This window comes from Cupriavidus sp. OTU4054 (assembly GCF_038440175.1).
In the GTDB taxonomy this organism is placed as follows: Bacteria; Pseudomonadota; Gammaproteobacteria; order Burkholderiales; family Burkholderiaceae; genus Cupriavidus; species Cupriavidus pauculus_D.
Genome location: NZ_JASATF010000024.1, coordinates 100013 through 121965 on the forward strand (window position 1 = coordinate 100013; position 21953 = coordinate 121965).

The 21953-nt window shown below is 66.9% G+C and carries 20 protein-coding genes; 6 read left to right on the top strand and 14 right to left on the bottom strand.

The window, feature by feature from the left end; translation table 11 throughout:
- Window positions 1–14: 14 nt before the first annotated feature.
- Window positions 15–1079, bottom strand: a complete 1065-nt coding sequence (locus tag AAHB16_RS24735) for a D-cysteine desulfhydrase family protein (protein WP_342052237.1) — start codon at window positions 1077–1079, stop codon at window positions 15–17.
- A complete protein-coding gene (locus AAHB16_RS24740; protein ID WP_342052250.1) occupies window positions 1076–2599 on the bottom strand; it encodes a M81 family metallopeptidase in 1524 nt (507 codons plus the stop codon). Before AAHB16_RS24740 ends, AAHB16_RS24735 begins: the two co-directional genes overlap by 4 nt.
- A 115-nt stretch (window positions 2600–2714) precedes the next feature.
- Here AAHB16_RS24740 and AAHB16_RS24745 point away from each other — a divergent pair, with 115 nt between their 5' ends.
- Entirely contained in the window at window positions 2715–3638 is a 924-nt protein-coding gene (locus AAHB16_RS24745) for a LysR family transcriptional regulator (protein ID WP_342052238.1), read from the top strand.
- Here AAHB16_RS24745 and AAHB16_RS24750 read toward each other — a convergent pair.
- The 9 genes from AAHB16_RS24750 to AAHB16_RS24790 all read right to left on the bottom strand — a co-directional run bounded on the left by AAHB16_RS24750 (window position 3616) and on the right by AAHB16_RS24790 (window position 13466).
- On the bottom strand, window positions 3616–4773 hold the full coding sequence (locus AAHB16_RS24750; RefSeq protein WP_150375071.1) for a CaiB/BaiF CoA transferase family protein: 1158 nt from the start codon (window positions 4771–4773) through the stop codon (window positions 3616–3618). The genes AAHB16_RS24745 and AAHB16_RS24750 overlap by 23 nt on opposite strands.
- Before the next feature lie 28 nt (window positions 4774–4801).
- A complete protein-coding gene (locus AAHB16_RS24755) occupies window positions 4802–5776 on the bottom strand; it encodes a Bug family tripartite tricarboxylate transporter substrate binding protein (protein ID WP_342052239.1) in 975 nt (324 codons plus the stop codon).
- A 112-nt stretch (window positions 5777–5888) separates the two neighbouring features.
- Window positions 5889–6803 (bottom strand): transcriptional regulator GcvA, encoded by a 915-nt coding sequence (gene gcvA, locus AAHB16_RS24760; protein WP_150375069.1) that lies wholly within the window; start codon window positions 6801–6803, stop codon window positions 5889–5891.
- Between the two features lie 266 nt (window positions 6804–7069).
- Window positions 7070–8284, bottom strand: coding sequence for a CaiB/BaiF CoA transferase family protein (locus AAHB16_RS24765; RefSeq protein ID WP_342052240.1), 1215 nt, complete (start codon window positions 8282–8284; stop codon window positions 7070–7072).
- Between the two features lie 8 nt (window positions 8285–8292).
- Entirely contained in the window at window positions 8293–8730 is a 438-nt protein-coding gene (locus tag AAHB16_RS24770; protein ID WP_150375067.1) for a MaoC family dehydratase, read from the bottom strand.
- 27 nt (window positions 8731–8757) lie between these two features.
- Complete coding sequence (locus AAHB16_RS24775) at window positions 8758–9939, bottom strand: CaiB/BaiF CoA transferase family protein (RefSeq protein ID WP_342052241.1); 1182 nt, start codon at window positions 9937–9939, stop codon at window positions 8758–8760.
- Window positions 9936–10709, bottom strand: coding sequence for an enoyl-CoA hydratase/isomerase family protein (locus AAHB16_RS24780; protein WP_150375065.1), 774 nt, complete (start codon window positions 10707–10709; stop codon window positions 9936–9938). The genes AAHB16_RS24775 and AAHB16_RS24780 overlap by 4 nt, the downstream gene beginning before the upstream one ends.
- 31 nt (window positions 10710–10740) lie before the next feature.
- Complete coding sequence (locus AAHB16_RS24785) at window positions 10741–11748, bottom strand: Bug family tripartite tricarboxylate transporter substrate binding protein (RefSeq protein WP_150375064.1); 1008 nt, start codon at window positions 11746–11748, stop codon at window positions 10741–10743.
- 56 nt (window positions 11749–11804) lie between these two features.
- Window positions 11805–13466: an FAD-binding protein gene (locus AAHB16_RS24790; RefSeq protein WP_342052242.1), complete on the bottom strand. Its 1662-nt coding sequence runs from the start codon at window positions 13464–13466 to the stop codon at window positions 11805–11807.
- A gap of 190 nt (window positions 13467–13656) precedes the next feature.
- Here AAHB16_RS24790 and AAHB16_RS24795 point away from each other — a divergent pair, with 190 nt between their 5' ends.
- Both AAHB16_RS24795 and AAHB16_RS24800 read left to right on the top strand, forming a co-directional pair.
- Complete coding sequence (locus AAHB16_RS24795) at window positions 13657–15282, top strand: MFS transporter (RefSeq protein WP_223851767.1); 1626 nt, start codon at window positions 13657–13659, stop codon at window positions 15280–15282.
- 15 nt (window positions 15283–15297) lie between these two features.
- Window positions 15298–15759 carry a MarR family winged helix-turn-helix transcriptional regulator gene (locus AAHB16_RS24800; RefSeq protein WP_150375062.1) on the top strand — a complete coding sequence of 154 codons (462 nt, stop codon included), beginning with the start codon at window positions 15298–15300 and terminating at the stop codon, window positions 15757–15759.
- 27 nt (window positions 15760–15786) lie between these two features.
- On the opposite strand, the gene AAHB16_RS24805 is transcribed toward AAHB16_RS24800, so the two are convergent.
- The 3 genes from AAHB16_RS24805 to AAHB16_RS24815 all read right to left on the bottom strand — a co-directional run bounded on the left by AAHB16_RS24805 (window position 15787) and on the right by AAHB16_RS24815 (window position 19079).
- Complete coding sequence (locus AAHB16_RS24805; RefSeq protein WP_342052243.1) at window positions 15787–17148, bottom strand: cobyrinate a,c-diamide synthase; 1362 nt, start codon at window positions 17146–17148, stop codon at window positions 15787–15789.
- Window positions 17149–17246: 98 nt separating this feature from the next.
- A complete protein-coding gene (locus AAHB16_RS24810) occupies window positions 17247–17918 on the bottom strand; it encodes a response regulator transcription factor (protein ID WP_150375061.1) in 672 nt (223 codons plus the stop codon).
- A 201-nt stretch (window positions 17919–18119) separates the two neighbouring features.
- Window positions 18120–19079: a LysR family transcriptional regulator gene (locus tag AAHB16_RS24815; protein WP_342052244.1), complete on the bottom strand. Its 960-nt coding sequence runs from the start codon at window positions 19077–19079 to the stop codon at window positions 18120–18122.
- 518 nt (window positions 19080–19597) lie between these two features.
- On the opposite strand from AAHB16_RS24815, the gene AAHB16_RS24820 reads away from it, so the two are divergent.
- Genes AAHB16_RS24820 through AAHB16_RS24830 form a run of 3 tightly spaced genes read left to right on the top strand, consistent with a single transcriptional unit; the run spans window position 19598 to window position 21752 of the window.
- Entirely contained in the window at window positions 19598–19927 is a 330-nt protein-coding gene (locus tag AAHB16_RS24820; RefSeq protein WP_223851766.1) for a transposase, read from the top strand.
- Entirely contained in the window at window positions 19917–20285 is a 369-nt protein-coding gene (locus AAHB16_RS24825) for a hypothetical protein (RefSeq protein WP_342052245.1), read from the top strand. The genes AAHB16_RS24820 and AAHB16_RS24825 overlap by 11 nt, the downstream gene beginning before the upstream one ends.
- Window positions 20286–20333: 48 nt before the next feature.
- Entirely contained in the window at window positions 20334–21752 is a 1419-nt protein-coding gene (locus AAHB16_RS24830; protein ID WP_446718132.1) for a DUF3300 domain-containing protein, read from the top strand.
- Window positions 21753–21953 lie beyond the last annotated feature (201 nt).

A 21953-nucleotide genomic window follows, 5' to 3' on the forward strand; every position in this document is an offset into this window, starting at 1 on the left:
AGGGATGCCGCGCGTCAGCGATCGGGATACAACATCGACGACGACGTGCGGCGCACCTGATCGGCGTCGAACACCTCCCGGTAGGCGAACAGGCCCGGCATGCCGCCGGTCATGATGAACAGCACGCTACTGCCTGGCGGAATGGCGCCGTGCCGGATGTCGTGCAGCAGTCCGGCGAAGGCCTTGCCGCTGTAGACGGGGTCCAGCAGCAGTCCTTCTGTCTGCGCCATCAGCCGCACGGCCTCGCGCATGGCATCGGTCGGTATGCCGTAGTCGTCGCCGAGCTGGCCTTCGTCGATGCGTACCGCGTCGGCAGCCTCGGACGATGCGAACTCGAGCTGTGCCTGCAGGTGCCCGATTAACTCGCGCGTCTTCGTCATCGCCACGTCGCGAGGGCTCAGTACCGTGAACGCCTGCAGCCGTTGGGGCCGCGCGCTGGCCATCGCCAGCCCGACGGAGAGGCCCGCGTGCGTCCCGCAACTGCCGGTCGGGAGCACGATGTGAGAGAACGCCTCGCCGCGCTCCGCTTCCTGTGCCAGCAATTCCCGCGCGCCGGACACATAGCCGAGCGCGCCGACGGGCGTCGAGCCGCCGAGCCCCGCCACATAGGGTTTGAAGCCGAGCGAACGCAGCACGGCCGCGCGCTCGTGCGCGAACGCCAGCGCATCGGTACCTTCGGGCACCTCGTGGACGGTCGCGCCCAGCAGCTTGTCCAGCAATACGTTGCCATTGTCGCGATACCCGTCGCCGTCGTAGCGCACCATCGGGGCGAGTACCACTTCGCACTTGAGGCCGAGCCGCGCGCACGCGGCCGCGCTGAGGCGTGCATGATTCGACTGCAGGCCGCCGGTGGTCACGAACGCATCGCACCCCTGCGCGAGGGCGTCACCCATCAGGAACTCGAGCTTGCGGAGCTTGCTGCCGCCAGCGCCGAGGCTCATCAGGTCGTCGCGCTTGACGTGGATGGCCACGTCCTTGCCAAGTACGGATTCCAGCCGGTTCAGCCGCTGGATGGGCGTGGGACCGTCGAGGAGGCGTGCGCGGGCGATACGGTCGAGGGAATCGAACGGAGAGTTCATTGCGGTCCTTGCGAAGATTGGGCTGCGCGGAAGGCGGCGCCATTCGGCTTGAGCCGCATGCCGCAGGCAAGCGATGTCCAGGGGAGGTCGGCCGGGTCGGCGGCCATCGGTCCCGGGGCCTTGGCCACGAGGATCGCTTCCGCGATCGGACCAAAGTCGGCGCGGAAGTGCACCGAGCTCTTGTTGACGAGGATCTTCATGCGCTCCGGCTCGATGCCTGCCATGCGGAACAGGTTGCGATCGTTCATCGAGGTCTTGGCGCTGGAGACCACCACGCTGATGCCGCCGGCGCCACCGATGCGCAAACACGCGGTGGGACCGACATCGACCCTGGAACCGGTCATCATCGGGCCTTCGAACACACAGCGGCCATCGGACAGATAGGCGACCTCGAAGGACGCTTCGAGCGGCGCATCGCCGGCCACGCCAGAGTGGCCGCCGAGCGCGCAGGTAATGGTGGCACCGACGCCGGCCTCGTGCGCGAGCGCCGCCACGGCCGGGTCGTAGAGCAGGCCGAGCGCGGCGTCGGTGGCGCCGTTGTCGATCAGCGCGCGCAGCATGCCCGTGGTGTTCGCGTCCGCGCCGCCAAACGGGTTGTCCTGCGTGTCGGCGATCACGACCGGACGCGCGGCGTTCGCGGCAATCCGCATGGCCTCGCGCACGGCGGCGTCGGGCGACAGGAGGTCGATGGCCCATGCCCCTTCGTCATCCGCGACGGCTGCGTAGAGCGCGTCGACGGTAACGCGGGCCACGTTCGCGTCCTCGGCATAGCCCCACACCACGGGGCCGCAGCCGGGAAAGTCGGCCGCGGGAAACCCCGGCGTGAAAGACATCGAGGCGACCGGGGTGGTGGCTTCGAGGTCGGCGATACGTTCGTAGATCTGCTTCGCCGGCGCCATCAGCGTGCACATCGCGTTGACGGGAATCAGGAACGGCAGGCGCCGCGAGATGCGGGCCAGCCGCTGGCCACCGGCGATTCGCGATAGCAGCCGTGCGCAGGCACGCCCCGTATCGGCCATATCGACGTGCGGATACGTGCGATACGCGACGAGCGCGTCCGCCATCGCCAGCATGCGCTCGGTGACATTGGCATGGAGGTCCAGCGAGGCGACGATCGGGACTCGCGGGCCCACGATCTCGCGCAGTCGCGACAGCAACTCGCCTTCGCCGTCGTCGATATGCTCGGCGACCATCGCGCCATGGAGGTCGAGGTAGATCGCATCGGGCGCGAGGCGCGCGGCGGCATTGGTGATCTCGCCCGCAATGCGCTCGTAGGCCGCGCGCGTGACGTGCGCGGAGGGGCTGGCGGCGGCCCAGACGACGGGCAGCAGCGCATGCCCCTGTGCCTGCGCCTCCGCGATAAAGCCGCCCGCGGGGATGTTCACGTCCCGCAGCGCGAGCATGGCGTCGCCGCGCGACATGGCGGGAAAGCCTTCGCCGCGCACGAAGTTGTCGTAGTCGGCGCGGCTCGGCGCGAAGGTGTTGGTCTCGTGCTGGAAGCCAGCGATCAGAATCCGCATGATAGTCAGGGAACTCACAACGATTCCGGATGGTAGGGGCGGGAGGGGGTGATTGAAATAGCAACTTAAGTCGAATAGAGTTGCCATTTTGGCAACGCCTGAAACGGGGTGCGCAATGAACGACGTGAACCAGCGGCGGCTGCGTTACTTTCATGAAGTGCTGACGCTGGGCTCTATCCGCGCCGCGGCCGACCGCATCAATACGGCGCCGTCGGTCATCACGCGGCAGATCCGGCTGCTGGAGGAAGAGGTGGGCAGCGTGCTGTTCGAACGCGCGCCGCATGGCATGCTGCCGACGGAGGCAGCGCATCATCTGCTCGAATACTGGCGTGGGTGCCAGACGCAGAAGCAGCATCTGGACGACCAGCTCAACCAGATGCGCGGGCTCGAACGCGGTCATGTGCGCGTGGCGATCGGCGAGGGCTTCGTCGATAGCCTGATGGACGATGTGCTCGGCGCGTTCTCCGACCGCTATCCGAAAATCGAGGTCGTGGTCAGCGTGGTGTCGGTCAGCGATGTCGTGGCGGAGGTGATCGACGACATCGCGCACGTGGGCCTGGCCTACAACCCGCCCGTCGCGGCGGATGCGCACTGCCGCGTCAGCGCATCGCACCCGGTGAAGCTGCTGGTCGGCGCATCCCACCCGCTCGCCCGGCGCAAGGGCCCGGTGTCGCTGGACCAGATACTGGCGCATCCGCTGGCGCTGATGAGCAAGGACTACGGCCTGGGGCAACTGATCCAGGCCGTGGCCTATGCCGAAAAACTGCGCATCGCGCCGGCGCTGACCGCCAACTCGCTCGTGGTCCTCAAGCGTTTTCTGCGCGCGGGCAAGGGCGTGACCTTCGCCCCGGAGTTCGCCGCCGTCCGGGAGCTCGCGTCAGGCGAGCTGGTCGCGCGGCCGATCCATCATCCGATGTTCCAGGCGGCACAGGCCAAGCTGCTGGTGCGGGCGGGGCGGCCACTGTCGCCGGCCGCCGATGCCTTGCGGAAGTGGATGCTGTCGCGGATGACGGCGTTCAGCCGAGCCATTCCCGCATGACGGCTTCGCTGTGCTCGCCGACTTCGGGCGGCGCGGTCCAGCCATCGGTGATATCGAAGCCGCTGTAGCGCATCGCGGGGCCGAGCGTCGGCACCTCGCCATACCGCGGATGATTCAGCGTCAGTTGCATGCCGCGATGCCGGACCTGCTGGTTCGCGAAGACCTGGCTCATATTGTTGACGGGCGCGCAGGGCACGCCCGCTTCCTCGAGCCGCGCGATGATGTCCGCGGTCGGCCATTTGCGCACCTCGGCGTCGAGCATGGCATAGAGCTCGCCGCGGTGCACCACGCGTCCCGACATCGTGGCGAAGCGTTCGTCCTGAACGAGTTCCGAAAGACCCAGTATCTTCATGAACGATTCGAAGAACCCCTGGAAGCCCGCGCCGATGACGGCCCAGCCGTCTGCGGTCTGAAAGGCCTTGTAGGGAACCTGCTGCGCATGTTCGGATCCCCATTTCTGGGGCTCCTGTCCGGTCATCAGATACTCGAGCGCGGCGTTGGCGAGAAAGGCGATCTCGCTCTCCAGCAGGCTGGTCATGACGCGCTGACCCCGGCCCGTTCGCTCCCGCTGTAGCAGCGCGGCGATGATCGCGGTCTGACAATTCATCCCTGCAAGCATATCGAACGCGGAGGTGCCGAGCTTGACCGGCGCGCCTTCGCGGGAGCCCGTGATGCTCATATACCCGCCGACACCCTGGATCGTGAGATCGAACGCGCCGAGCCCAGCGTCCGGACCATCGGGACCGAATCCCGATATCGACGCATAGATCAGTCGTGGCGCGTCCGCCGCCAGCGCCTCGTAGTCCAGGCCCATGCGGCCCATGATGTCGGGACGAAAGTTTTCCAGCACCACGTCGGCCTTGAGGCAGAGCGCGCGCGCGGTCTGCTTGCCTTCGTCGCTGCGAAGGTCCAGCGCGATGGACCGCTTGTTGCGGTTGGTCGCGTACCACGTGATGCCGTTGTCCTTGAAATAGGGCGGCCCCTGTTCGCGCAGCGGATCGCCGCCATCCGGCGATTCGACCTTGACCACATCCGCCCCGAGGTCGCCAAGCAGCTGGGCGCAGTAGGGCCCCGCAAAGAATCGCGTGAAATCGAGAACCCGTACACCACTCAGCGGCTTGTCTGTCTTCTGCATCGTTCTGTCTCCTTGGGATGGGTGAGGGTCATTCGGCCTTGATGTTCGCTTCCCTGACGATCCGGGACCAGTTGGCGACTTCGGAGCGCGTGCGCGCCTGCACCTGGTCGGCGGGCAGGCTCACCGCCTGGACGCCCTGCTTGTCGAAGGCCTTGCCGACCTCCGGCGACGAGACCACGAGCGCCACCTCCTTGCCGAGCTTGTCGACGGCGGCCTGGGGCGTGCCCTTGGGTACGGCAAGGCTATAAAGCGCGGTCACTTCGAATCCGGGAATGCCGCTCTCCGCGACGGTCGGCACGTCGGGATACGTCGCGAGCCGCTGGTTGCTCGTCACGGCCAGTACGCGCAGCTTGCCGGCCCGGACGTGCGGCTCGATCGTCGATGTGCTTTCGACGGTGAACGAGATCTCGCCACCCATCAACGCGACGATGGAGGGACCGCCGCCCTTGTAGGGCACGTGCGTGGCCTCGAATCCGGCCGCGCGCTTGAGCATCTCCGTGATCAGATGCGGCGTGCTGCCGATACCCGAGGACGAGTAGTTGTACTTGCCCGGATTGGCCTTCATCAGCTTTACGAAGTCGGCGAAGTTCTGCGCCGGAAAACTTTCGGCGACCACCAGCGCGTAGGCGCCGACGCCGAGGCTCGCGACGGGCAGGAAGTCGCCGACCGGATCGTACGGAATATTCTTGTACAGGCTCGGGCTCGCCGAGAACATGATGGAATTGACCATCAGCATCGTGTACCCGTCGGCTGGCGATTTTGCGGCGATGGAAGTCCCGACCGTGATGCCCGCGCCGGGGCGGTTATCGACGACCACGGCCTGCCTGATGCGCGGCGAGAGCCGGTCGCTCACGATGCGCGCGAGGTTGTCGTTGGCCCCTCCGGGCGGTTGCGGGACGATGAGGCGGATGGGCTTGTCGGGATAGGTGGGCTCGGCCGCCGCGGGCGTGACGCCGATTGCCGCGCCGAGCATGACCATCAAGACGGTGAACTTCTGCAGCATGGGTGTCTCCTCTTTATCGTTTCCATCGTCGTGGCGATCCCATTGTGTGTCAGGGGTACGCGGGTAGAAAGCGATAAAAAGTTGTCACGTCATGCGCGCGGAAGGGGCGTGCCTACGGCGATGGCGCGGTCGGCTTGCGGGCTTCTTCGTGGATCCATGCGCGGAACAGCTCGAGCCGCGACTCGTTCCGCTTGGCCTCCGGAAAGACGAGGCAGTAGGCGTCGTCACTGACGAAGGTTCCCGGAAACGGCACCACGAGGCGCCCGGTGGCCACTTCGTCCTCGATCAGGATACGCGGCAGCAATCCCAGGCCCAGCCCGGCCACGGCCGCCTGCAGCACCATATAGAGATGCTCGAAACGCGGCCCCGCAATGCCGTTGACGCCGGATACGCCGTGGCTCTGCATCCATTGCGGCCAGCAGGTCTGGCGGCTCGTCTGCTGCAGGAGCACATGATGTCCGAACTGCGTGAGGGATTGCAGATGCTCGCGATGTGCGTGGTAGTAACCCTGCGAACACACCACGAGTAACTCCTCGCCCACGAGCGGTTCGGTAACGACCGTGCCGGGCCAGTCGTTCGCACCGTAATAGATGGCCGCGTCGAGCGGCTCCGACTGGAAGTCGAACGGATGCGCGCGCGTGGAGAGATTGACGAAGATATTGGGAAAGCGCGTGGAGAAATCCGCCAGCCGCGGAATGAGCCAGCGCGCGCAGAACGCGGGCGGCGTGGCCAGCCGGATGATGCCGCCCTTGCCCTTGTGCGCGAGCAGGTTCACCGTGGCCGTCTGCATCTGTTCGAGCGACGCGCGGATATCTTCCACATAGCTGCGTCCCGCTTCGGTGAGGACAAGGCGCTTCTTCACGCGCTGGAACAGCATCAGGCCCAGGTATTCCTCGGTCTGGCGGATCTGACGGCTGACGGCGCTCTGCGTCAGGTTCAGCTCCTGCGCGGCGCGCGTGAAACTCAGGTGGCGCGCGGCGGCCTCGAAAGTGCGTAGTGCGGTCAGTGAAGGTAGTTGCCAACTCATCGTTCGACCATCGGGTCCTCACCAGGCTTCCAGCAAGGCCCTTAGTTCCTCCATGTCGTCTGGCGCGACAGGCCAATCGCTTCGAGCCCGATCGTTTCGTTGCGCAAATATAACATTACGGGCAAGCCGTCTCCGGCGTCAGCGATGCGCCGCACATAGTCGATCACGCCGCGCGGCGCGACGTGCGGGCGCCGATCTGGTCATGGGCGTCGAAGGGGGGGACAGGATGCCGGAGATGCCGTCGAGCGCGGCACGAAGGGGAGTCGTCATGTTCGTGAGTTACCGTTGAATGCGATGGAAGTGAGGTCGCCGATGTCCGCAGCCGACATGCCCAGCCATTCGGCCAGCACCTCGGCGCTGTGCTGGCCGACGGACGGCGGGGCGGTCCAGCCGCTACCGATATCGAACGCCGAATAGCTCACGGCCGATGCCACTTGCGGCAACGCGGTATCCCCGACGCCCGCCGACGAGGTCACCATGTCCCGATGGGTCGCGCGGCAATGCTCGAGCGCCTGCCCGATGTCGTGCACGGGAGCATGCGGAACGCCGGCCTCGCGCAAGGCGAAGGCCAGCGCCGCGAGGTCGAACGCCGCGATGCGCGGCTCGAGCAGGGCATAGAGTTCTGCCTGATGCCCGAAGCGCGCGGTGCCCGAGGAAAACCTTGGGTCGCGCTGCATGCTCGTGCGGCCGACGATGGCCAGCAACGCCATGAAGTGGTCGTCCTGTGCGGCATCGATGACCAGCCATGCGCCGTCGCGTGTGCGAAACGCCTTGCAAGGGGCGGCATGCGTACTCGCGGCACCTCTGCGCCCGGGTACCTTGCCAGTGCGGAAGTAATCGACGGCCGTGTCGACGAGCAGCGCTACCTGGCTTTCCAGCAGGCTCGTTTCCACGTGCTGCCCCGTGCCGGTCTGAAGCCGCTGCAACAATGCCGCCGCAATGGCGACCTGGCAATGCATGCCCGCCGCAAGATCGATGGCCGACGTGCCGAGCTTGATGGGGCCGCCTGCCTCGTCACCGGTCAGGCTCATATAGCCGCCCATCGCCTGAATGGTCAGGTCGAAGGCGCCGCTGCGGCTGTCGGGGCCTTCGGATCCGTATCCGGAAATGGAGGCGTAGACGAGCCGCGGCGCATCGGCCGCGAGACTTGCGTAATCGAGTCCGAGGCGCGCCATGACGCCGGGACGGAAGTTCTCGACGAGTACGTCGGCCTCGCGCGCGAGGCGACGCGCCAGCGCGATGCCCTCGGCCGATTTCAGATCCAGCGCGAGCGAGCGTTTGTTGCGGTTGCATGCGAGGAACGTCAGCCCATCGCCGGCATGGAACGGCGGACCCTGCAGGCGCAACGGATCGCCGGTGCCCGGCAGTTCGACCTTCACCACGTCGGCACCGAGATCGCCCAGCAGCATCGTGCAATAGGGGCCGGCAAGTACCCGCGTGAAATCGAGGACCTTCAGCCCTGCATAGGGTTTGGCGGGCATGAGACCGTTCAATCGACGAACGCCTTGATATGGGTGGCCACGGCGACGACCTTCTTGTGCTGGTTCAGACATTCCACCCTTGCGGTCATCCGGCGCGTGGACAGGTCCACGCTGTCCACGGTGTAGCGGGTGGTGACGGTATCGCCGAACTTCACGCCGTCCAGAAAGCGCACCTTGTCGTAGCCCAGCGACACGGTGCGGCCGATCCGCAGCCGGGCCGATGCCGTCGACATGAAGCCCATCAGCAGCGTGCCATGCGCGATGCGCGTGCCATACGAACCCTGGCGCATGTATTCCTCGTCCACGTGGTTCGGAGAGAAGTCGCCGGTAATGCCGGCGTAGAGATAGACATCGGACTCCGACACGGTCTTGGTGAAGACGATCGTCGTGCCGATGACGACGTCTTCGATCTTGCCGGATGCCGATTGAAAGTATTCGAGGTCCATGAAAGAAGTGCTCCAGAGTGGGGACGGTCAGGGGGTGGAAGATTCGGAGAGACTCGAGGGCGCGAGCCAGTCCCGCAGCACGTGTTCGGTGTGCTGGCCGGGGCCGGGCGGAAATGTCCAGCCATCGGTCACGGGAAACGCCGAGTACCGGGCGGCGGGACCGAGCACGGCGTGCGGATGTGGGGCGTCCGGGGGAGCGTCCGCCAGGTCGACGCGCAGGCCGTGGTGAAGAACCTGCCTGTGCGCGAACACCTGCGCCAGATCGTTGACCGGCGCGCAGGGGACGCCCGCGTTCTCCAGCTGGCGCAACAGATCGGCGGCCGGATAGCGGGCCGTTTCGGCGTCGAGCTCGGCATACAGCGCATCGCGATGTTCGACGCGGCCCGCCATGCTGGCGAAACGCGCATCGCGCGCGAGGTCCGGACGGCCGAGCACCCGCGCAAAGGCTTCATACAGGTTCTGGAATCCCGCCGCGACGACGATCCATCCATCGACCGTCCGGAACGCCTTGTAGGGAACCTGCTGCGCATGCTCGGATCCCCATCGCTTCGGCTGCGGACCCCCGAGCAGATGTTCGACGGCGGCATTGGCCAGGAACGCGATTTCCGATTCCAGCACACTCGTCGAGAGGTACTGTCCCTGCCCAGTCGCGGCGCGCTGGAAGAGCGCGGCGAGGATGGCCGACTGGCAGTTGACGCCCGTCATGACCTCGAGTGCCGAGGTGCCGAGGCGGCTCGGCGCACCGTCGCGCCCGCCCGTGATGCCCATGTAGCCACCGGCGGCCTCCATCATGAGATCGGCGGCATCCGGCGCGCAAGCGCCACCGGGCACCGAGGCCGGCGTCACGCGCGCGTAGACGAGCTTGGGCGCGATGCGCGACAGATCGGACCAGCCGATGCCCAGCGCGTCGAGCCTGCCCGCGGGCAGCGCGTCGAGCAGGACGTCGGCGCGGCCGCAGAGCTGCCGCAACAACGCGCGGCCGCTAGCGGGGTCCACGTCCAGCGCGCGCTTGTTGCGGTTGAATGCGGCGTGATATGTCGTATGGGATGCCGCGCAGAATGTCATGTCCGGGGGCCATGCGCCATCGACGCGCACGACATCCGCGCCCAGATCGCCGAGGCATTGTCCGCAATACTGGCCAGCGCGCGAACCCGCCGAGAATTCGAGCACACGCAGACCGCGCAGCGCCTTGCCGGGCATGTCCATCATCGGCCTCGAAACACGGGACGCCGCTTCTCGAAGTGGGCGCGCATGCCTTCTTCGTTGTCTTCGGTGGTGTCGAGGGGGCGGCGCAACTGCTGGTCCAGTATGGCCGCGTCGCGCAGGGACAGATTCGCGCCCTCATTCAGGGAACGCTTGAGTGCCGCGAGCGCCAGCGGCGCCGTGGCTTCCATCTCTTTCGCCCAGTTCAGCGCTTCCTCGAGCAACCGGTCGGCGGGCACGACGCGATCGACCATCCCCAGCCGCAGCGCATCGGCGGCACCGAGCCGGCGGGCCGTGAAAAGAATGTCCTTCGCGCGGGACACCCCGACGATGCGGCTGAGCGTCACGGGACCGCCGCTGCCGGGATACGCGCCCAACGTCATCTCGGGAAAGCCGAACGTCACGTCGTCCGCCGCCATGCGCAGATCGCAGGCCAGCGCCAGTTCGGCGCCGCCGCCGAGGCACCATCCGCCGACGGCCGCGATCACGGGCTTGGGCAACGTCCAGATCTCCTCGCTCAACGTCAGCAGTAGCTGGCTCTGCTCCGCCTTCTGTTCGCGAGACAGCGTCCGGCGCTGCTTGAGGTCGGTGCCCGCCGAGAACGCGCGCGGGCCGCCCGCAAGAATCACGGTGCGCGCTTCATGCAGGGTGGCCGCGCGGCCGATGGCATCGCGTAGCGCCTGCACCAGTTCGAACGACAGCGCGTTCAGCGCCTCCGGCCGGTTCAGCGTCAGTACGAGCGACGCGCCGTGCATCGCTTCGATCAGAATGCTCATGCATCTCCTCCTGTCGTGGAAGCGCCGGTGCTCAATCGCTCTTGATGTTCGTGTCCCGCACGACCTTGAGCCACACGGCCGATTCTTTCCTGATGAGTTCGTCGTAGGCGGCCGGTGTGCTCGTTGTCGCTTCCGCGCCCTGCGCGGCCAGCCGCTTGACGAGGTCGGGGTCGGTGAGCGCGCGGTTCAGCGCCTTGTTCAATACGGCGATCACATCCGCGGGCGTGCCCGCGGGCGCGACCAGCCCGAACTTGCCCGATACGTCGAATCCCGGATAGCCGGACTCCGCGACGGTCGGCAGCGATGGAAACAGGGCCACGCGCTTGGGACCCGTGACCGCGATGCCGCGCAGCGTGCCGGGCTGGACGTAGGGGACGAGCGCCGCGACGTTCTCGAAGGTCGCCTGCACCTGATTGGCCATCAGGTCGGTCAGGGCCTGGCCGCCGCCCTTGTAGGGGATATGCGAGACCTGCGCCTTCGTCACCGACTTGAACAGTTCGGCGGCAAGGTGCGTGGCACTGCCGTTGCCGGCGGACCCGTAGTTGATGCTGCCGGGCTTTGCGTTCGCAAGGTCGACGAAATCCTTGACCGTATGCACGGGCAGCTTCGGATTCACCGCGAGCATGTAAGACACGGTGGCGAACTCGCCGATGGGCGCGAAGCTCTTGATGGGGTCGTAGGGCAGCGACGGATACAGCCCCGCGGCCGACGTGTGGGGCAGGGTGTTGATGATCAGGATCGTGTAGCCGTCCGGGGCGGCCTGCGCCACGGCGGTGGTGCCGATGGTCCCGCCCGCGCCGCCGCGATTCTCGATATACACCTGCTGTTTCAGTTCCTCCGCCAGCTTCGGCGCGACGATGCGGGCCAGCACGTCGTTGCCGCCACCGGGCGGATACGGAACGACGAGCTTGACGGGCCGGCTTGGAAACGCATCGGCCGCATGGGCGGGCGACATGGCGCCAGGCAGGGCGGCGGCGAGCGAAAACGCGCCTATCAGCAAGGCGCGCGCGCGAAGCGAAAGTGTGGATCTGAAACGCATGTTGTCTCCGTATGTCGTGATGGTGCGTAGGCACTCTTATGGTCAAACCATGCTGTCTAGTGGATGGGCTCCTTGCTTTGGACGAGTTCGTCATCGCCGCGCCGGGCAAAGGCGATGTGATGCAGCCATTGGGCATCGTTCATGGCCGGGTAGTCTGTACGCTGGTGCGCGCCGCGGCTTTCTGTGCGTCCCAGCGCTGCCTGCAGGACCGCCGTGCCGACGCCCGCCATGCGACGCGCCTCCCGAAGTTCCACCGCGGCTTCGCGGCTGCCCGCGCGCATCTGCAGGATCTCCTTGTGCATCGCTTCGAAGGCGGTCAGCCCCGCCGCAAGGTCGGGCCCGTTGCGCCAGATTCCTGCCGAGGCCGAAAGCACCTTGCGCATGCCGTCCTTGGCGTGCTGCACGTCCTCGGCGGGCACGCCGCCATCCGCATGCGCGAGGCGGGCCATGGCACCGGCTTCGATGGCTTGCCAGTCGCGATCGAGGTTGGGCAGCATGCCCCGTGCCGCGCCGCCTCCGGCGATGGCGCCGAAGACGAGCGTGTCGCTGCAGCCATTGCCGGCGATGCGGCTCGCGCCGTGCACACCGCCCGCGGCCTCTCCGCCGACATAGAGGCCCGGCACACCGGACCAGCAATCGCCATCGACGGCGACGCCACCCATCATGCTGTGCGCGGCGGGCGCGACGATGGGTGGGGTGGTCGCCGGTTCGACGCCTGCCGCGCGCAGCCTGCGGCAATGCGAGACATAGCTTTCGCGCTGCGCGTCGGTGAGGACCGTGGCATCGAACGCGACGCCGCCTTCGGGGAAGCCGCGCCCTTCGTCGATCTCGCGCTGGATGAACAGCGCCAGCCGAGCCTTCTCGATACCGCGTTCGCCGGAAGGCGGGTTGTAGCCGAGCATGAAGCGCTCCCCGCGGTTGTTCAGCAGATGCGCCCCGTCGCCGAGCATCGAGGTCGGCATTTCCATGCCGCGGCATTCCTGCGGCCAGACCGTCACGACGGGCTCGAACTGAACGAACTCCATGTCGATGAGCCGCGCGCCGGCATCGAGCGCCATGCCCAGCCCGTCCGCGCCCACGTCGACGGGATAGGTACTGTCCGCATAGAGACGGCCGATGCCGCCCATGGCAATGACGACGGCGCGCGCGTGCACGGCGGTCATCTGGTTCGAGTGCGGCTTCCACAGGAGCGCCCCGACGACATCGGTGCCGTCGCGCAGCAGTTCGACGGCCTTCTGCCCCGCGATCTGCCCGATGCCGAGCGTCCGCGCGCGATTGGCCATCACCTGCAGGATGGCGCCGCCCGTGCTCTCCGGAACGAACACCGATCGGGGATAGCGATTCCCGCTCAGGTGACGCTGCAGGACACGGCTCGCGCCGGTTTGCGTATCGACCGAATGGGCAAAGGGCACGCCCCAGCTGGCCAGTTCATGAAAGGCATCGACCGACTTTTCCGCCAGCAGGCGTACCAGCCGCCGGTCATTGAGGAAGTAACCGCCCCTGAGCATGTCGTCGTAGAACACGTCGGGGCTGTCGGCCGGGTCCATGCTGCCGATCGGCGCGTTGAAGCCGATGACGTACGGAGAAGCGCCCTTCGCGCGATAGGCCAGCGTGACGTGCGCGCCCGTGGCCCGGGCGGCGAGGGCCGCGCGAAAGCCCGCCATGCCGGCGCCCAGCACCAGTACGTCCGTCGATACCGTCTCCACTGTCCACTGCATCCAGCCTCTCCCGTATGGCCCCGCCACGACGTTGCGGGTATGGCAGGGATTCTGGAGGGCCGCGCGGGAGAGAGAAAGCGATGATTCCTTCCGGTTTGATGAGTAAAACGCACGATCCGCCCACCGTTCTGCAAAACCATTTCAACTGTCCTATAATCATTGACATTGCAACTATTGATTGGGCAATAAAATGACCTCCGAGTCACGCGAAGGGCAGAACGGCGCCGCAGTGGTGCGCGCTGGACAGGTGCTGCCGTTCCGCGAATCGCTGATGGCGATGCTGGGTATCGCGTTCGTCGTCATGCTGGTGGCACTGGATCAGACCGTCGTCGGCACCGCGTTGCCGACCGTGGTCGCCGAACTGCAAGGGTTCGAGTTCTATGCGTGGGTGGCCACCGCCTATCTCCTGACTTCCGTGATCACCGTGCCGATCTTCGGCCGGCTTGGCGACTACTACGGGCGCAAGCCGTTCGTGCTCGCCTCGATCATCGTGTTTCTCGCGGCCTCGGCGCTTTGCGGCATGGCCAACAGCATGCAGTTCCTCGTCGTGGCGCGCGCGTTGCAGGGGATTGGCGGCGGGATGCTCGTCGGCACCGCGTTCGCATGCATTCCCGATCTGTTTCCCGATGCGCACGTCCGCCTGCGCTGGCAGGTGATGATGAGCACCGCATTCGGCCTCGCCAATGCGGTGGGTCCATCGCTCGGCGGTATCCTGACCGAGTGGTACGGCTGGCGCGCGGTGTTCTACGTGAACCTGCCGGTGGGCCTGCTCGGCCTGTGGTTCGCGTGGCGCTATCTGCCCCATCTGCGCCAGCAGATGCACACGGAGGCGCACAGCGGTTCGACGCGTGTCGACTGGGTCGGCGCGTTCCTGATCGCCGCGGGCCTCGGTACGATGCAGCTGTCGGTGGAGTGGCTGCCCGAGCGCGGGCTCGATCTCGTGACCGTGGGCCTGCTGTTGCTGTCGGTGGCCTCGTTCGTGGCGCTATGGCGCTGGTCGCTACGGTGCCCGAATCCGATCCTGCCGCTAGACATGTTCCGCAATCCGGCACTCGCGCCGCTGTTCCTGCTGGCCGTGCTGTCCGGTTTCGTGATGTTCTCGCTGCTGCTGTATGCGCCGCTGCTGTTCCAGGGCGGGTTCGGCTACTCGCCGAAGGATGCGGGCCTCCTGGTCACGCCGCTCGTGGTCTGCATCACCATCGGGAGCATCGTCAACGGTCGCATCATCACGCGCATTCCGTTACCGAACAGCATGTTGTATGCCGGTTTCGCACTGCTGGCGCTGGCCTGTCTTGGATTGACGCAGGCCACGCGCGGCATGCACCATAACCTCCTGCTCGCCATCATGTTGTTCGGCGGTCTGGGTCTTGGCTTTATCATGCCGAACCTGACGGTGTTCGCGCAGCAGACCGCGGGCCGCTCGCAGCTCGGCATCTCCACGGCGATGTTGCAGTCGCTGCGGATGGTCGGCGGGATGGTCGGTACCGCGCTCGTGGGCACGCTGGTTACCCGCAGCTATACGGGCGGGGTGGAGCGGGCGCTGAGTTCGGCTGGTGCCATGGACTGGGCGTCGCGCATGAGCGATCCACAGATCCTGATCGACCGCGCCGCGCAAGGGGCCTTGCTGACTCAACTGCAGCAGGCAGGGCACAATGGAGCCCTGCTGCTCGAGCAGGCGCGTTTGTCGCTGGTCGGCGCCATCCATCTGGGCATGGCGCTTGCCGCGGTGATCGCCGTAATCGGCATCTGGCGCTCGCGCCGCGTGCCGCCCGTCAAGCTCGTGCGCGTGCACGAGCCCGTGATGGCGGCGGATTGAAGACTGGAGAGTGGATTGGAACTGGAGCGACAAAGCCTGGCCGTATTGCAGCAATTCGGACGCACCTACCGCGCGTGGGCATCGGCGTTCGAGGCGCGCATCGGCCTTCCCATGCCGCGCTGGCGCATCCTGTACGCGCTGTACGGGCACGAGGGCGCGATTGCGCAGAAGCCGCTGGCCGACCGGGTCGGCATGGACCCGGGCGCGCTCACGCGGCAGCTCAAGGCGTTGCAGGAACTGGGCTGGGTGGAGCGCGCCACGAGCGAACGCGACAATCGCATGACCAACGTCACGCTGTCGCCGCTGGGCCGGGAGATCGTCGAGGAGGCGCTGCCGCGCCGTGCGGAATTCCTGCAGGACGTCCTGACGAACGTCACCGAGACCACGATGCACAACCTGTCCAAGGGACTGGGCGAACTCGAGGCCGGCATCGCCGAAGCCGTCGCCCGCACGCAGGCACAGCGCGACGCCGCCTGAACCCGCCTTCGCCGTCGACAATCGCCATCAGCCGCCAAACAGGCGCGCGATGGCTTCCGGGTTCGACGGAAAATACAAATGCACGTATGACGCCGTGAGCGCGCCCGCGCGGTAGACCGCCTCTCCGGGTTTGCCGTCGCGCGGGGAAACCGCCCGCGTGGCCGGTGCGAGCGTCGTCTCGGTCTGCGAGTAGTGGAACGTGTGGCCGCGCACCGTATCGTGTTCCGCGCCGAGCCACGGCAGCGACACGGCCTGATGTCCGAGCGCGGCGAGCCGTGTCTGCATGCGCACGGTGCCCGGCAGGACGCGCGCCATCTCGTGCGCGTTACCTTCCTTGTCGATCAGCGTATCGAAGAGCGCCATCATCCCGCCGCATTCGGCCAGCATCGGCATGCCGCTCGCACGCGCGCGCCGCAGTGCTTCCTTCATGCCCGCGTTCGCGGCGAGCGTGGCCGCGTGCAGTTCGGGATAGCCACCGGGCAGCCATACCGCGTCGCATGCCGGCAGGTCGGCATCGCGTAACGGCGAGAACAGCGCCACGCGCGCGCCCAGCGCTTCGAGCGTGTCCACGTTGGCGGGGTAGATAAAGCGAAACGCGTCGTCGCAGGCGACCGCGATGGTCTTGCCTTCGAGCCGGCGCGATACCGGTGGCACGGACGCGGCATCGAGCGCGGTATCGAAGCGCACGGCAGGTGGCAATTGCGAGACCGGCAACGGCGCGAGCAGATCGGCCAGCCGATCGAGACGCGCCATCAGGTCCGGCAGTTCGTTCGCGCTGTACAGGCCGAGATGCCGCTCCGGAAGTGCCACCGATGGATCGCGCGCGAGCGCGCCGGCCCATTGCCCCGGTTCGCGCAGGCTCGTGCGCAGCATGTCCGCATGGCGCGCGGACCCGACGCCGTTGGCGAGCACGCGCATGTCCGCGAACGGCTCACCATAGTGCGCCAGCCCATAGGCAATCGCGCCGAACGTCTGCGCCATCGCGCTCGCCTGGATCACGGTCAGCACGGGCAGGCCGAAGCGGCGCGCGATATCGGCGCTGCTGGGGTCGCCGTCATGCAGGCCCATGACACCTTCCACGAGGATGACGTCGGCGGTCCGCGCGGCCTGCGCGAGCCGCTGCCGCGCATCGTCCGCGCCGGTCATCCAGAGATCGAGCGAATGCACAGGCGCGCCGCTGGCCGCGGCCAGCCATGTCGGATCGAGAAAGTCCGGTCCGGACTTGAAGACCCGCACCGCGCGGCCCTGCCGCGCATGCAGGCGCGCAAGGGCCGCGGTGACCGTGGTCTTGCCCTGGCCCGAGGCCGAGGCCGTGATCATCATCGCGGGCACGGCACGCGCGGCGCGATGCGCGTCAGCAGAGAGGGAGGGAGCAGGCGTTGCGGACATGTCGGGCGGCACGGGGGAGGGGCGTCTCGCGATGAGGCGACCGATTATATCGGCTTCGATCGATCCCTCGCTTGTCTTCGCATGTCCCCGCATGTCCCTCACCGGCGCGGCAGGACCATGCCCTGCAGTGCCGCGCATTCGAACAGCTCGCGGTCGTTGCCGACACCGAGCTTGCTCATGGCGCTGTTCTTCTGCCGGCTGATGGTCTTGACGCTGCGGCACAGCGTCGCGGCAATCTCGGTCACGGTGCGGCCCGTCAGGTAAAGCCGCAGCACTTCCATCTCGCGCATGGAGAGCGAATGCGTGCCGTTGCGCCCCATCGGCAGCGCGGTGCGCGGGTCGATCGGCGCGAGCGCGCGCAAGGCCGACTTGCCGATATAGGTGAACCCCCGCTGCGCGCGTGCGATGGCCACGACCACCTCCGCAAGCGGGCAGTCCTTGAGCAGCAGCCCATGCACGCGCGCGTCGAGAATCGCGCGCAGCACGAGCGGGTTCGTGATCATCGTGAGCACGACGACGGCGATCGTGGGATAGCGGCGCCGCAATGCGAGCAGCAGCCGCGCGCCGTCGAGCGCGGCCACGCCGGGCATGTGATAGTCGGTGACGATGACGTCGGGCGCGAGCAGATCGACCTCGTGCAGCAGTTCGGCGGCGCTGTTGACCTCCCCGCAGACCTCCCAGCCCGTCTGCGTCTGCAGCCTGGCGCCGATTGCCGCCGTGATGACGGGATGATCGTCGGCCAGCAGAATTCTCAATATCGTCGATGTCATCCGGTCACTCCTGTCCGGTGGATCCCGGCGGATCCCCTGTGCGGCATGCCGCCCCGTGGGGATACGGAGCACGGCAATGCCCGCCGAGCATACTGGCGTGTCGTTGCCGTGGGAGTGAGACGATTCGCAAAACGTGCGCCAAATTCAGGCAGTACGTCGTGTCGAATGAGAAAAAAACCGAAGGCGCCTGCGAAGGAGGCGCTATGCCGCGACGCGCCGCGCGCTCTCCTGATGATGGCGGCGGTCGTCGATCGCCTTGAGCGGATCTCGCAGAACCGCCGCGCCGACCTCCATCACGTCGCGCAGTACGCCGCCGTCGCACGCGTCGGACGTCTGCTCGGGCATCCAGAAATGGAGCGCGGCCCAGCCGGGAAAATTCGTGGGCGGTGCGAGCAGGCGTGCCTTGCGATGGCGCGTGACGAGCGGCACGTTGAAGTCCAGCACCGGGCAGATGCCGCCGGTCGCATGCAGTAGCGTGATCTGCGTGTGCCACGATGGCACGACGGTTTCGCGATGGCCGGGCGCGTTCGCCTGGCGCGCCAGGAACGCGTGCAGGGGACTGCCGGCCTCGCAGTCTTCCTGCAGCAGGATCCAGTCGGTTTCGGTGTCCTCGTGACCGTCGGCGCGCAGCGCGCCGACCAGCCGGCGCGGCGTGGCCAGCAGACTGTGCGGCACCACGCCGTCCGGGATCTGTGTGCCATCGACGACGAACGCGCAGTCGAGCTCGCCCGCGTGCAGGCGGCTGGCCAGCGAGGCGTCGGCGATGACGGGACGCGTGATGAAACTGTCGCGCGGAAACTGTTCGCAGAGCGTGGTGAGGATCTCGGTGATGACCGGGTCGCCGATCGACGAGGAGAAACCGATCGAGATGCGGCGCCCCTGTCCGCGCCGCGCGACGGCCGCGCGATGCGGCCGTACGAGCTGATTCCATCGGGTCAGGATCTGCCTTGCCGTTTGCTCGAGCCGCAACGCATGGGGCGTGGGTTCGAGCCTGCCGTTGCGCTTGATGAACAACGGATCGCCGGTGATCTCGCGCAACCTCGCCAGACCGTATGCCACCGTGGGGACTCGTCCCTGCGTACATGCGGCCACGGCATTGAGGTCGCGGTACTCCATCAAAAGGACGAAGACGTGCAATAGCTTGGTGCTGACGTGCCGCATGCTGAGCTCTCCCTGTCCACGATTGTTTCGTTCTTCGTTCTTATGGTTTGGGGCAACACGGGCTGCGCGCCGCGCGAACGTCAGGGACCTCTCACGCGGCGGCTAGGCTTCTTCTAAATTTAGTTTGTCCGAGCCATGTTAATACATGAATTTGAAACTTCCTAGGAAGCAGTACGATTTATCACTATGCCGCGATATTTGACAAGGTCAGTCGTCTTGATGCATGACTCCCGGAAACCCAGTCTACGTAAGGGTTCCCGGTTAGTTATGTCGATGCAACGTGAATCGTCGAGCATTTATTATTGCGCGAAATCTCGCAGATCACGACTGAGACGACAGAAGCTGGTCATTGAATTTTTCCAATTTGGAACAACGAAATTCGGAAATCGTTATCTCGATCAAATTGCTTAACTCGGGCCGCGAAGACACTGAATTGCCTTCCGCGCGAGGGGTGGTTAACGTACGGCAAGGGTCGAGTGAGAACCCGCGGCCATCCGGGGGGCGAGTGGAGGCGGAGCGTGAACAGACGGTATTCGGAAGAGCAGATCCGCATGTACCTTGCCGAGGCCGCCCGGGGAGTGCCCGTCAAGGAGCTATGCGCCCGGTATGGTTTCAGCGATGCTTCGTTCTACGGATGGCGCGCCCGTTACGGCACGCCCGGCGCGCCGGCAGATGCGGAGCGCCGCAGGTTGCGTGAACTCGAAGACGAGAACGCACGACTCAGAAACCTGCTTGCGGACGCGTTGCTCAGGCTCGAACTGCTGCGCCATCGCACCACCCGCCAGCGTGGCGGCAGACATCATGACGAACGGGAAGAGAGGGAAGTGGGTAGCGAGAGTGCCGACTAGCACGCCGGCCCGATGGCGCGTGCTGGCATTCGCGGGTATGGCCATCGCGGGTATGGCCATCGCGGCGACGACCGGTGCGTGCGATGTCGCCGCGCAGGGATCGAACCCGCCGTCGTCGCCACCGCCGGTCTATGGCGGCGGCCGCGGCAATGCGCCGGGCGGAATGCCCGATATTCCCCCGCCGCCGCGCATGCTGGAGCCTGGCACGTCGGCCGAGGGCGACAGCAGGCCGGCCACGTCGCAGCGGCAGTATTGCACGGGGCTGCTCCGGCAAATCGAGGCGTTGCCCGCGGCCGCGCCGGATCGGGGCCGCATGGAAGATGCCTATCGAAAGGAGTGCGCGCAGCAGGGACGATGACGCGCGCGCTGACCGTTGCACTGCCGAGCGCTTTGAGGGAGGCCCACGATGTCACATCGCCTGATGCGTGTCGTGTTGTCGCTGCTGATGCTGGCAGCGGTGTCGTTCTCGCCGACCTCCGTCTACGCGCAGGCAAAGCTCGGTAACGGCCAGCTCGATCAGTTGCTGGCGCCTATCGCGCTGTATCCCGATGCGCTGCTGTCGCAGGTGCTGATGGCGTCGACCTATCCGGCCGATGTCGCGGCGGCCGCGCAATGGTCGAAGGCCAATCCGTCGCTGTCCGGCGATGCCGCGACCAAGGCGGTGCAGGGCGAGTCGTGGGATCCGAGCGTGCAGTCGCTGGTGGCGTTTCCGTCGGTGATGGACATGATGGGCCGGCAGCCGCAATGGGTGCAGTCGGTCGGCGATGCATTTCTCGCGCAACCCGACGATGTCATGAATGGCGTGCAGCGCCTGCGCGCGCAGGCCCAGAAGGCGGGCTCGCTGAAAACCACGCCCGAGCAGAAGGTCGTGACGCAGCAGAGTGGCGGCACGACCATCGTGCAGATCGAGCCCGCGAATCCGCAGGTGGTCTATGTGCCGTCGTACAACCCGACGGTGGTCTATGGCGCGTGGCCGTATCCGGCCTATCCGCCTGCCTACTATCCGCCGCCGCCGGGGTCGGTGTTTGCCACGTCGCTGGTGGCGGGCATCGGGTTCGGGCTTGGCGTGGCGGCCGTGAATTCGCTATGGGGCGGTTGCGACTGGGGGCGTCATGACGTCAACATCAATGTGAATCGGTACAACAACATCAATGTGAACCGACAACTCGATGTCAATCGGTCGAACGTGAATTGGCAACACAATCCGGCCGCGCGTGGCAACGTGCCCTACAACAATCCGGGGGTGGCCAATCGGTACGATGCGCAGCGCCAGCAGGCCCTGGCCAGTCGGACGCAGGGCGGGCAAGGTGGGCAGCGGCTCGGGCAGGGGGGCGCGGGCCAGCAGGCCGGCCAACCGTTCGGGCAGGGCGGCGCGCAGCAACGGCTGGGCCAAGGGGGTGGGGGCCAGCAGGCGGGGCAGCAACTCGGGCAGGGCGGCGCGCAACAGCGGCTGGGCGCTGGCGGCGGTGGCACGCAGGCACAGCCCGGTTCGCGCGATGCGGCGCGCGATCGCGCCGCGCAGTCGTTCCAGGGGCACACGGGACAGTCGATCGCCGGGCACGGCGGCGGCGCGAATGCCAATCCGCGGCCGGCCGGCGCGGACCGGCAACGCGCGGACGCGAGCGAGGCACGCAATCGCGCGCATACAGCCAACCGCGACAGCGCGCTGCGGGACGCCGGTAACGGCCAGCGCCTGCAGCAGCAGGGTGCGCGCATGGGCCAGATGCAGGGCGGGTTCCAGCGAACCGGCAATGCGGGCGGCATGAGTGCTCCGCACGGCGTGCAACGGGGCGGCATGGGCCATGGCGGGCACGGACGGAGGTGAGCATGACCGGAACGACGATCGGGAAGGCAACCACAGGCCGCGGCGACGCGCATGGCGTAGCGGGTACGACGACGGCATGCGAGGCGCCCACCGCCGCGCCCCGGGCGACCATGCCGTCCCCGGCGACCCCGGCGACCCCGGCGACCCCGGCGACCCCGGCGACCCCGGCGACCCCGGCGACCCCGGCGACCCCGGCGACCC

What these genes read in the sequence shown, in the direction of transcription:
- AAHB16_RS24735 (WP_342052237.1), bottom strand. Translation starts at nt 1,079, where the DNA reads ATGAACTCTCCGTTCGATTCCCTCGACCGTATCGCCCGCGCACGCCTC.
- AAHB16_RS24740 (WP_342052250.1), bottom strand. Translation starts at nt 2,599, where the DNA reads ATGCGGATTCTGATCGCTGGCTTCCAGCACGAGACCAACACCTTCGCG.
- AAHB16_RS24745 (WP_342052238.1), top strand. Translation starts at nt 2,715, where the DNA reads ATGAACGACGTGAACCAGCGGCGGCTGCGTTACTTTCATGAAGTGCTG.
- AAHB16_RS24750 (WP_150375071.1), bottom strand. Translation starts at nt 4,773, where the DNA reads ATGCAGAAGACAGACAAGCCGCTGAGTGGTGTACGGGTTCTCGATTTC.
- AAHB16_RS24755 (WP_342052239.1), bottom strand. Translation starts at nt 5,776, where the DNA reads ATGCTGCAGAAGTTCACCGTCTTGATGGTCATGCTCGGCGCGGCAATC.
- gcvA (WP_150375069.1), bottom strand. Translation starts at nt 6,803, where the DNA reads ATGAGTTGGCAACTACCTTCACTGACCGCACTACGCACTTTCGAGGCC.
- AAHB16_RS24765 (WP_342052240.1), bottom strand. Translation starts at nt 8,284, where the DNA reads ATGCCCGCCAAACCCTATGCAGGGCTGAAGGTCCTCGATTTCACGCGG.
- AAHB16_RS24770 (WP_150375067.1), bottom strand. Translation starts at nt 8,730, where the DNA reads ATGGACCTCGAATACTTTCAATCGGCATCCGGCAAGATCGAAGACGTC.
- AAHB16_RS24775 (WP_342052241.1), bottom strand. Translation starts at nt 9,939, where the DNA reads ATGATGGACATGCCCGGCAAGGCGCTGCGCGGTCTGCGTGTGCTCGAA.
- AAHB16_RS24780 (WP_150375065.1), bottom strand. Translation starts at nt 10,709, where the DNA reads ATGAGCATTCTGATCGAAGCGATGCACGGCGCGTCGCTCGTACTGACG.
- AAHB16_RS24785 (WP_150375064.1), bottom strand. Translation starts at nt 11,748, where the DNA reads ATGCGTTTCAGATCCACACTTTCGCTTCGCGCGCGCGCCTTGCTGATA.
- AAHB16_RS24790 (WP_342052242.1), bottom strand. Translation starts at nt 13,466, where the DNA reads ATGCAGTGGACAGTGGAGACGGTATCGACGGACGTACTGGTGCTGGGC.
- AAHB16_RS24795 (WP_223851767.1), top strand. Translation starts at nt 13,657, where the DNA reads ATGACCTCCGAGTCACGCGAAGGGCAGAACGGCGCCGCAGTGGTGCGC.
- AAHB16_RS24805 (WP_342052243.1), bottom strand. Translation starts at nt 17,148, where the DNA reads ATGTCCGCAACGCCTGCTCCCTCCCTCTCTGCTGACGCGCATCGCGCC.
- AAHB16_RS24810 (WP_150375061.1), bottom strand. Translation starts at nt 17,918, where the DNA reads ATGACATCGACGATATTGAGAATTCTGCTGGCCGACGATCATCCCGTC.
- AAHB16_RS24815 (WP_342052244.1), bottom strand. Translation starts at nt 19,079, where the DNA reads ATGCGGCACGTCAGCACCAAGCTATTGCACGTCTTCGTCCTTTTGATG.
- AAHB16_RS24830 (WP_446718132.1), top strand. Translation starts at nt 20,334, where the DNA reads ATGTCACATCGCCTGATGCGTGTCGTGTTGTCGCTGCTGATGCTGGCA.